This window comes from Rhodococcus ruitaii, from assembly GCF_055230935.1.
In genome coordinates, this window is sequence record NZ_JBUYWC010000045.1 from 1 (window position 1) to 956 (window position 956).

The 956-nt window shown below is 69.4% G+C and carries 2 protein-coding genes; both read right to left on the reverse strand.

Annotation, left to right across the window (positions count from 1 at the left end):
- A partial coding sequence (locus ACZI8W_RS26120) for a helix-turn-helix domain-containing protein (RefSeq protein WP_463371446.1) occupies positions 1–621 on the reverse strand: 621 nt, incomplete at its 3' end.
- Positions 621–956, reverse strand: a 336-nt coding sequence (locus tag ACZI8W_RS26125) for a recombinase family protein (RefSeq protein WP_463371447.1), incomplete at its 5' end; no start/stop codon positions are given. The genes ACZI8W_RS26125 and ACZI8W_RS26120, both read right to left, overlap by 1 nt.

Sequence of the window (956 nt, forward strand, 5' to 3'; positions counted from 1 at the left end):
GACCAGCACCTGGAACGCCACATGCCACCGGCCGGCCGAGTCCTCGGACACGGTGGCCGACAGGACACGGGCGGTGCCCGCCTCGATGCGGCGGGCCAACTTCCGGGTGGACTCACAGGTCTTGATCCGCCCCACCCTCGGCAGGGTGACATGACGGCGGTCCGGCTCGACCCGGAGGACGCCGGTGGTGAACCGCACCGACCGCCGCGACCGTGCGGTCGTGAACTTCGGGAACCCGACCGGATTCCCGGCACGCTCACCTTTACGGGACTTGTTCCACGCGTCCAACCCCCGAGCGAGGGCGTCCAATCCGGTGTTGTAGGCCTCCTTCGAGTTCTCGGCCCACCACGGCGCCACCACGTGTTTACGCACGTTCCACTGCTTACGCAACGCCGGTAGCGACCATCCCAACGACGGCGTCAACTCGTCCTCGGCGATACCGTACGTGCGTTCGGCCTGCCGTTGATCCATCACCGCCTTCACCAACGCGAGCATCGTGTTGTGCGCCTTGCGGGCACCACCCGCGTGCGAGCGGAATGCCCGCACCTGGGTGGGTGTGGGGTCGAGCGCGAACCGGTAGGCCTGCGCCGTCCAGCCGTGCGGGATCTCGAACCTCGCCATCAGGAACTCGCCTCGACCGGGCCGTCCTGCGTGGTGACGGTGACCGTGCGCATCGCACGAGTGCGCGCACGGCGGTGGCCGTAGAGGCGACCCTGCGCCGGCAAGGCCGCGATCGGATGCTCGGCTCCGAGCCGGGCCCGGCGGTCGCGGTATGTCACGATGATCATGCTCGCAGCAGGGTCCGACACAGTCTCGGGTGTGCCCTGCGCGAGGTGTCCCGTCCACGCCGGACCCGACCTCGGTGAGCACCGGGATCGGGTCGGTTCGTGCTGGCCCACACCGTGAGCGTGGTTTCCTGGTGGTCCGGGTCGCTGCACCGAGGGTGCAGACCCGCG